The sequence below is a fragment of the Caballeronia choica genome, assembly GCF_001544535.1.
In the GTDB taxonomy this organism is placed as follows: domain Bacteria; phylum Pseudomonadota; class Gammaproteobacteria; order Burkholderiales; family Burkholderiaceae; genus Caballeronia; species Caballeronia choica.
This window is the reverse complement of sequence record NZ_FCON02000099.1, coordinates 19,593-27,400: the sequence shown is the minus strand read 5'-3', so window position 1 is coordinate 27,400 and position 7,808 is coordinate 19,593. Positions and strand designations below refer to the sequence as shown.

At 59.2% G+C, this 7,808-nt stretch carries 8 protein-coding genes and 5 pseudogenes; 4 read left to right on the top strand and 9 right to left on the bottom strand.

Annotated features, from left to right (window positions below; genetic code table 11):
- Positions 1-69 precede the first annotated feature (69 nt).
- Together AWB68_RS51560 and AWB68_RS30380 are read left to right on the top strand one after the other, a co-directional pair.
- Positions 70-278 (top strand): annotated as a pseudogene (locus AWB68_RS51560) (hypothetical protein); the annotation flags it as partial.
- A 171-nt stretch (positions 279-449) separates the two neighbouring features.
- A protein-coding gene (locus AWB68_RS30380) for an IS6 family transposase (protein WP_235028575.1) occupies positions 450-1,167 on the top strand; the annotation gives its coding sequence in 2 pieces (ribosomal slippage) (positions 450-679 and positions 678-1,167; 720 coding nt in all).
- A gap of 83 nt (positions 1,168-1,250) precedes the next feature.
- Here the strand turns inward: AWB68_RS30380 and AWB68_RS48955 are convergent.
- Positions 1,251-1,631: a hypothetical protein gene (locus AWB68_RS48955; protein ID WP_200828829.1), complete on the bottom strand. Its 381-nt coding sequence runs from the start codon at positions 1,629-1,631 to the stop codon at positions 1,251-1,253.
- 133 nt (positions 1,632-1,764) lie between these two features.
- Positions 1,765-2,190, bottom strand: coding sequence for a UPF0158 family protein (locus tag AWB68_RS30370; protein ID WP_087648018.1), 426 nt, complete (start codon positions 2,188-2,190; stop codon positions 1,765-1,767).
- Between the two features lie 230 nt (positions 2,191-2,420).
- On the opposite strand from AWB68_RS30370, the pseudogene AWB68_RS49745 reads away from it, so the two are divergent.
- A pseudogene (locus AWB68_RS49745) lies at positions 2,421-2,761 on the top strand (recombinase family protein); the annotation flags it as partial.
- A 619-nt stretch (positions 2,762-3,380) separates the two neighbouring features.
- On the opposite strand, the gene AWB68_RS47010 reads toward AWB68_RS49745, so the two are convergent.
- The 6 genes and pseudogenes from AWB68_RS47010 to AWB68_RS30330 all read right to left on the bottom strand — a co-directional run bounded on the left by AWB68_RS47010 (position 3,381) and on the right by AWB68_RS30330 (position 6,538).
- A complete protein-coding gene (locus AWB68_RS47010) occupies positions 3,381-3,566 on the bottom strand; it encodes a hypothetical protein (RefSeq protein WP_125483089.1) in 186 nt (61 codons plus the stop codon).
- Between the two features lie 285 nt (positions 3,567-3,851).
- Positions 3,852-4,079: a hypothetical protein gene (locus tag AWB68_RS30350; protein WP_087648016.1), complete on the bottom strand. Its 228-nt coding sequence runs from the start codon at positions 4,077-4,079 to the stop codon at positions 3,852-3,854.
- Complete coding sequence (locus AWB68_RS30345; RefSeq protein WP_125483088.1) at positions 4,076-4,291, bottom strand: hypothetical protein; 216 nt, start codon at positions 4,289-4,291, stop codon at positions 4,076-4,078. The genes AWB68_RS30350 and AWB68_RS30345 overlap by 4 nt, the downstream gene beginning before the upstream one ends.
- Before the next feature lie 358 nt (positions 4,292-4,649).
- Positions 4,650-4,784: pseudogene (locus AWB68_RS51555) on the bottom strand (gfo/Idh/MocA family oxidoreductase); the annotation flags it as partial.
- Between the two features lie 134 nt (positions 4,785-4,918).
- Positions 4,919-5,854, bottom strand: a complete 936-nt coding sequence (locus AWB68_RS30335) for an electron transfer flavoprotein subunit alpha/FixB family protein (protein ID WP_087648014.1) — start codon at positions 5,852-5,854, stop codon at positions 4,919-4,921.
- 20 nt (positions 5,855-5,874) lie between these two features.
- A pseudogene (locus AWB68_RS30330) lies at positions 5,875-6,538 on the bottom strand (electron transfer flavoprotein subunit beta/FixA family protein).
- Between the two features lie 110 nt (positions 6,539-6,648).
- Here AWB68_RS30330 and AWB68_RS30325 point away from each other — a divergent pair.
- A pseudogene (locus tag AWB68_RS30325) lies at positions 6,649-7,071 on the top strand (TIR domain-containing protein); the annotation flags it as partial.
- A 483-nt stretch (positions 7,072-7,554) separates the two neighbouring features.
- Here AWB68_RS30325 and AWB68_RS50880 read toward each other — a convergent pair.
- Complete coding sequence (locus AWB68_RS50880; protein ID WP_268810949.1) at positions 7,555-7,686, bottom strand: hypothetical protein; 132 nt, start codon at positions 7,684-7,686, stop codon at positions 7,555-7,557.
- Positions 7,687-7,808: the final 122 nt, after the last annotated feature.

Here is a 7,808-nt window from a genome sequence, read left to right as displayed (position 1 = left end):
TTTTACTCACTGGCGGCATAAGCAATCCTACTTATATCACCGTTTGTTCGCCATCTTGCCCTTACCGCGACAAAACCCATGCAGCATGCGCTGGACGTGCTACAAGCCTCTGGAGGCGAATCGCCTGGAGCCGAGCAGCTCCGAAGGATTGCGCCGACGCGTCTGGAGGGCATCAACCTGCGCGGAACCTTCATTTCCCCGAGGGACGCTATGCAAGCAGACTGCTCCCAAGCTTGGCTCAAGATTCCAAGACGCTTGTCGCCGGTCAGCTCGCGTAGTGAAGTAACGACAACGCGTTTGCGGGTAGACAGCAAGTCAATGATTTACAACGATATTCAGATATTCATTTGGTGTCGGAGGGAAAGCCTTGACACAGCTAGCGCGCCCGGTTGTGGTGCAATTCCGATGCGTCGGTCTGTTACGCTCGATCTTTTGACCAGCATGAGCCAATGAGCAAGCTGAAGGACATCGACGGGTTGTTCAATGGGCGTCATTTCGACCGCGAAGTCATCATCCTTTGCGTGCGCTGGTACCTGCGCTACAAGCTGAGCTTCCGAGATCTTGCTGAAATGATGGCGGAGCGCGGTCTATCGCTGGTGCACACAACGATCATGCGCTGGGTGAGGCGCTACACGCCGGAGTTCGTCAAACGCTGGAATCGGTTCGCCGCGGCGGCTTCAGTCGTGGCGAGTCGACGAGACCTATGTGAAGATCCGTGGCAAATGGACCTATCTTTACCGCGCAGTTGACCGAACGGGAAAGTCGATCGATTTCCGCCTCAGCGCCACGCGCGATGTGGCTGCAGCAAAGGCGTTCTTCGTGAAGGCGATCAGAACTCAGGGGCGGGCTCCCGCAAAGATCACCCTGGACGGCTACGCAGCATCGCATCGAGCCGTCCGCGAAATGAAGGTTGACGGGTTGCTGCCCCAGCGACCGAAATTGCGATCCTCGAAGTACCTGAACAACCTGATCGAGCAAGATCATCGGCACATCAAATCGCGGGTGAACGTCATGCTCGGGTTCAAACGCTTCCGCAACGCGGCCGTCACCATCTCTGGCATCGAGCTGATGCATCGCATTCGCAAAGGTCAATTCGATCTCACCAGTGTGTATCTCAAAGATACCACTGCGCCCTCGATTTGGACGGCGGTTCTTTCAACTCGTTGAGTTCTCTGAGTTACGGGCGGTTTCTCGCCAGCCTACCGAATTTGCACCACAACCACCTCCCGTTGATTAGTTAGCGAGTTTGCCTACAACGACGGCTGGATCAGCACCTGGAACAACATTGACAAGCTTGTGATCCTTGCCGGACTACCTAACGAACCACACCCATTGCGGCCGAGCGCTCCGCCGAGCGGCAAGCGGCCAAAATGAGGGGGTTGGACGAACGCAGAGCCAACCAACTTGCTGCCAAAGCACGTATTCATGCCGCCGCCGAAGCCATCCAGAACAGAGCGCCGCCATGGGGAACAAAGGAAGCCAAACGGCTTGAAATCGAACGTGTGAGACAAGAAATCGAAAGACGAAAGGCACAGCGGCGGCGCTGTTCGGAGCGGCAGCAGTGGGTCGTTAGCTGCCTTTGGGTTACTACCCGCGAACGATTCGCGCGTTAAATCGCGCTGAAAATTCACCGAGCCCCTTCTTTCCTCATGTCCTCGGAAAATACACACCTGCCGTGTGCAACGAGGACGAGCACATGGTCGGCTTCATCGCCAATAAGCTTGAAGCGTTCACCGTCGCCGACGCTTCCGAGCGCGCAGCCAGTCAGGTCTCGGTGATTCCGATACCGTTATCGGCACACCACTGCCTTAGCGCCCTGTCGACCGAATCGGCTTCAAATGCATACCAGGATTCGAGAACACCTTCGGAGTGCAGCAACTCCTTGAAGCGCGAGTAAGCGCCCTTCCGCTGGAAAAACTCTTCGACCTGTTCGTACCGGGCAGGCAACGCTTGTGCGACAAAGCGCAAGGCCAGACTTATTCCAAGATCGAGATCGTTTTGATGCGGTATCGCGAGGTACCGATCAGAGGTTTCAAGGTCGTCAGGAATCTCGTCGAGGTCGTCATTGACTTCCGATCTCCAATAGACTTGGCCTGTATCGAGTGAAACATACGCGTCGTGCTCCATTGGCGCCGCGGAGGCAACGAAGTCAAAGGCCATCGAAAGATCGTCGTATTTGACCGCAACCATAGCACTCCTCCCACAGGCGTGAGGTCCACGTGGACGGCCCCAGAGAGCGATCCGGGGCCGGGTCTTTGGGGTCTTTGCCGTCGCGTCACGTCACAGGATGCGCGGCGCTCCCATGTGCCTCAATGTCGCGTCTGGGCTTAAGCCGCATTACATCGCGCAGCGTTCGAGCCGAAGCATTCGCTACGATTTTAAGCCGTCGGAACGTTCGCCGCTGAGTGCAGCCAGACGTAATGTCCCGCACCTTCATCTATGCCCGCGTAAGCACGCCGGAGCAGGAGCCGCAAAACCAGGTAATCGAGATTCAGAACGCCGGGTCGCCGTTGACAAGAAACGGATCGTCACCGAATGCGTCAGTGGGTCTGTCGCCGCACATGAGCGAAAAGGATTCGCCAAGCTGCTCGATCGGCTCGAAGACGGCGACGTCCTGCTGGTCACGAAGCTGGACCGCCTAGGTCGGAATGCGATGGACGTACGCGCGACTGTTGAGCATCTGGCGAGGATCGGCGTGCGTGTGCACTGCCTGGCACTCGGAGGCGTCGACCTCACCAGCTCCGCCGGCAAGATGACGATGGCGAAGAACGACCGCGCGAACTATCGCTACTGGGAGACGTGCGCCGCGACTCCAGTCGCCGCGACGTACCCTGACGAGAATTTCCCCGTGACCGAGAGCCTGCACGCCAAGGGACTCGAGATCGTCGCCGAGTATCCGACGGTCGAGTCCTACGTCGGGACTCGCCGTTGCCGGCCCCCAATTATAGGAGCAAAAATTATCTGGTAACCCCGGCCGGGCATTTTTCTTGCGTCCATAAGCTATCTGCCTGCATTGGCGGGCGCTTTATTCATTCCATCGGCTTCAGGGTAATGTCGGTCAGCTAGCCGATCGCGTTGGACCGTCTTGATAAATCAAATCAATCGATACCGGTCTGGGCATCATCCGGATTTGCTGTGTCTTGATGTTCTTCACTTTATTCATGAGACAAAAGGTTGGATAGCTCCCGATTTTCAGGAACGGCACATTCTTGAAACTGCACGAACTCTGGCGGAGGGTGGCGACCCGAAGCGGCCTTTATTCACTCTTCAAAGGGTAATAAATGCGCGCCTTCGGTCCTTAGATTTCTGTGACGCGTGACTCGCTCCTGGCAAAAGGCGAACTTGGGCTGTGCCTGTTGCTGCTTCGACTCGAGAGGACATCAGCATGCCTCTACCTCGACACGCTCCGGGTGGAGGCCAATCTCTTTGGCGCACTGCTCGACCGCCTGTGGCGACTTGAAGACACCGAGGACAATTTCCTCCTCGCCAATTAAAAGCCGTCCAGACCATTGATCGTTTGACGCACGGAAGATACGCAGCGTGATGGGATCGTCGAACTCTGTCATGGCAAGCAGGATGAATAGTCAAAGGCGAAAAAAGGCCCGCCGAAGCGGGCCCGGAAGGGCACTGAGCCACGAACCACGTCGCTCCGATCCCCACAATAGGAGGAACGCACACTCCAGACAGCAAATGCTGTGCCTTCCGGACAAGGGTGCTTTACCGTCGGCGAACTTGCTGTGACAGCGGGTAGACCTACCAGCAGACGTTAGAAGAGGAGCGCCTGCCAGTTTGCCCGAAAAACGTCGCCGGTCAGCCGTTAGAACGTCCGTCGGTTGAAGTAAATCCGCCGTTCAGTCGGGCTTTTTCTTTTCACCGCAAAGCATGTCACTGTAGCTGAGAAGGTCTGCCGCAAAATCAGCGAGTGCCGCCTGCCATTCCGGCGTGCCCGGTTCCATGTCCCCTGGATTGCGTTTTCCCTGCGCTTTACGGATGGCGCCTAGCGCCAGATTGAGCCCGCGTGCTTCCTCATGAAATAGCGACTCCCAGCGCGCGGGCAAGTGGTCGGAAGCGTCGCTCATAGCAACCCGCGCAGGTTGAGAAACCAGGCAACAATTATGGTTGAGACTGGCGTCAGCGCGAGCAGGATCACCCCGGCCACGATCATGCTGTCATAGCGACGGTGAGCCTTGTCAAACGTCGCCAGCCGAGTGCGCGTGCGCCGGGCCAGACGGAAGGACCGTTCGTCGGCCGACACCATCGTCAAAAGCGTCCTGGTGAGCAGGTTTCGCATGGCGACCCTCCTGGCAAGGATCATTCGTCGATCATTATTCGTGCCGCAGAACATCTGCGAAGCGAGTTCATTTGGGTTCACCACACAATTGTAGGATGATTTTAAGTATCCTTGCCGAATGAAATCAGTAGGCTGCTTTTATGGACCAGTACTTCACGACGCGCCAAGGAGCCATCCGGCGTCTCCTGGCGATCAGGCAAGAGGTCGCGGCAATGCCCTACTCGCCGATCATCGTAGTCGGATTGACGTGCAATTCGGAGTGCGCCTCGACACAGTCGTTCTTCAGCATGCCCATTTCCTCGAAAGGCCGGGATTGGCCAACGGCAGGCGCGAGAAGTCGCCTTGAACGTGCTCACGGTTACGCGAACGCGACCGGTGTGCGCTGGCCGGTATGGGCGGCTTCGAGTACGGCTAATGCCACAGCTAGCGAACGCAACCCGTCTTCGCCGCTGGCTGCGGGCGTGCCGCGCCCCTCAACCGCTTCATTGAATGCAGCGAGAGAACGTTCTTACAGATTTTCGTGCTGGACCGCGATCGGGTGTTCACCGGTCGAATCGCCAACCAGCCCCCAACCCAGCTTGTGTCCCATGTCGAACTCCAACGGTGCCTGATGCCTCAGTGTTTCAATTATCCGAGCTGCTCAGCCAACTCGGGAACCAGCGTAAACAGATCGCCGACGAGGCCGTAGTCGGCCAAGCTGACGATCGGCGCCTCTTCGTCCTTGTTGATCGCCACGATCACCTTCGAGTCCTTCATGCCCGCCAGATGCTGGATCGCGCCCGAGATCCCCACCGCGATATACAACTGCGGCGCCACGATCTTGCCCGTCTGCCCCACCTGGTAGTCGTTCGGCACGTAACCTGCGTCCACCGCCGCGCGCGAGGCGCCCAGCGCCGCGTTCAGCTTGTCCGCCAGCGGTTCCAGCACCTTCGCGTAGTTCTCGTCGCTGCCCAGGCCCCGGCCGCCCGAGACGATGATCGATGCCGACGTCAGCTCCGGACGGTCCAGCTTCGTCACCTCACGGCTCACGAACTGCGACAGGCCGCTGTCGGCCGCCGCCGCGATCTTCTCCACCGCCGCGCTGCCGCCCTCGGCGGCCACCGCGTCGAAGCCCGTCGTACGCACCGTGATCACCTTGACGGAATCCTGAGACTGCACCGTCGCGATCGCATTGCCCGCGTAGATCGGACGCTCGAACGTATCGGCGCTCACCACCGCGGTGATGTCGCTGATCTGCGCCACGTCCAGCTTCGCCGCGATGCGCGGCGCCACGTTCTTGCCCGACGCCGTGGCCGGCGCCAGGATGTGCGTGTAGCTCTTCGCGATACCCATGACCATCGCTTCGACGTTTTCAACGAGGCCCGCCTCGAACTGCGGCGCGTCGGCCAGCAGCACCTTGCTCACGCCCGCGATCTTCGCCGCCCCATTCGCCGCGCCCTGCGCGTTGTGCCCCGCCACCAGCACGTGCACGTCGCCACCAATCTTCTGTGCTGCAGCCACGGTGTTCAGCGTCGCGCTCTTGATCGACGCACTATCGTGTTCGGCAAGTACCAGAATCGTCATTTGTCTGAGCTCCCTAACCCTTAAAGTACCTTGGCTTCCGTCTTCAGCTTCTCGACCAGCGTCTTCACGTCCGGCACCTTCACGCCGGCCGAACGCTTCGGCGGCTCGGCCACCTGGAAGATCTTCAGACGCGGCGTGACGTCCACACCGAACTCCTCGGGCTTCACCGTTTCCAGCGACTTCTTCTTCGCCTTCATGATGTTCGGCAGCGTGACGTAGCGCGGCTCGTTCAGGCGCAGGTCCGTCGTCACCGCTGGCAGCCTCAAAGACAGCGTTTCGGCACCGCCATCGACTTCGCGCGCGACCGTGGCCCGCTTTTGCCCCCCTTCGCCTGCGATCACCACCTTCGATGCGAACGTCGCTTGCGGCAGTCCGGCGAGCGCGGCGAGCATCTGGCCGGTCTGGTTCGAATCGTCGTCGATCGCCTGCTTGCCGAGGATTACCAGTTGCGGCTGCTCTTTATCGATCACCGCCTTTGAGCAGCTTCGCCACGGCCAACGGCTGCAGGTCGTCATTCGCTTCGATCAGGATCGCACGGTCCGCGCCGATCGCGAGGGCCGTGCGCAGCGTCTCCTGCGCTTGGGCCACGCCCGCCGACACCGCGATCACCTCGGTCGCCACGCCCGCTTCCTTCAGGCGCACCGCCTCTTCCACGGCGATCTCGTCGAACGGATTCATCGACATCTTCACGGGTCGAATTATTCGACGAAGCCCTACCTGCTCTTGCGGCTGGTGCGACGGCTAGTGCCGACGCCCACGGCACCAAAAAATCCGACCACACAAAAGTTTTTGTCGTCCACGGCCACGACGGACAGACGCGCGAGGCCGTTGCCCGGTTCATAGAACGACTGGGCTTTGAGGCGGTGATCCTGCATGAGCAAGCGAATCAAGGCCGCACAGTACTGGAGAAGTTTGAGTTTCACTCAGACGTGGGATCTGCCGTGGTGTTGCTAACTGCCGATGACATGGGAAGAGCTAACGCGGCGATTGATCTGCAACCGCGTGCGCGGCAAAACGTGGTTTTCGAACTCGGATATTTTGCCGGGAAGCTCGGACGCGCCAACGTCTGCGCAGTCTACGAGCACGGTGTCGAATTACCATCGGATCTTGCCGGCTTGACATACGTCAGCTTCGATCCCGCCGGCCATTGGCGTGTCGCGTTCGCGAAGGAATTGAAAGCGGCGGGGTACACAGTCGACATGAACAAGGCAATGTAAGAGCGTTACCGCGTGGCGGTTTTGCAACAGGTAGGACGCTCGCCTACACCGGCGCTACACTTTCGAACCGACTTGGCATTCCCAAAAAGGGCGCGATCAATGCTCCGACCTAAAACGATTGCTGAAGCAAGGGCAAATCACCCATACGATCCGCAATCCGGCATGCACGGCGTTCTAGCGGCTTATCAGCACTTCATCCAGAAAAGCCGACGCAACTGCTCGCGCTGTAACACGCTCGTCGCTGTGAGCGCCGGGCTGATACTGGTATCGATCGCCTTGTTCGGCACCGTCGGCATATATGAGTGGGCGGCCCCGTTCGTCCAAGGGTGGCTCGACCGCTGATAGACCATGTGATCTCGAAGCTAAGCCCCGCCCCGAGCGGGGCTTTTCATTTCCGGCCAAGAAAAGGCCCGCCGCGATTGCTCAGGGCGGGCATGCTACTGGTTGCCCCGCCCCAGCGCCAGATCGCGGGCCAGGTCGTGATCATTTCCATCCAACAGGCCTGCGCCTGGTTTTGAATTTCTTGATGGCCCAGCGGACGGCAACGATCACACACGCTGCCTGGAGGAGATACCCGACGGTTTCGCCGACGATGTACGCGATGTATTGGCCCATTACGCCCTCCTCCCACAAGCGACCGTCGGAGAAAACGCCCGCCACGATTACTCAGGGCGGGCAAACTGCACTCTGGAGAGATAGCAGATCTTGCTTATGCGCGCCTGGTCAGGGCGCACCCA